Genomic DNA, 292 nt, shown 5'->3' with positions numbered 1-292 from the left:
TTTTTTTGTTTTTGTTTTTTTAAAATTTTTTTTTTTTTTTTTTTTGTTTTTTTTTTTTTTTTTTTGTATATTTTTGTGTTGGGTTTTTTTTTTTTTATAAATGTTTTTTTTGGGGCGGGTTGGGTTTTATATTTTTTTTTTTTTGGTATTTTTTGGTTCTTTTGTTTTTTTTTGGCGGTTTTTTTGTTTTTTTGTTTTGGGTCCTTCCGGGGGGGTGTTTTTTTACTTTTTTTTTTTTTTTACATATTTTTTTTTTTTTTTTTTTGGGGGGGTGGGTTTTTTTTTTGTTTTT

Annotated in this window: 1 pseudogene; it reads right to left on the bottom strand. The window is 21.2% G+C overall.

The window, feature by feature from the left end:
- Positions 1–94: 94 nt before the first annotated feature.
- A pseudogene (locus ACR6JA_RS22790) lies at positions 95–292 on the bottom strand (hypothetical protein); the annotation flags it as partial.

It is taken from the genome of Cedecea sp. B1(4) (assembly GCF_059414925.1).
This window is presented reverse-complemented; position numbering and strand designations above follow the sequence as displayed.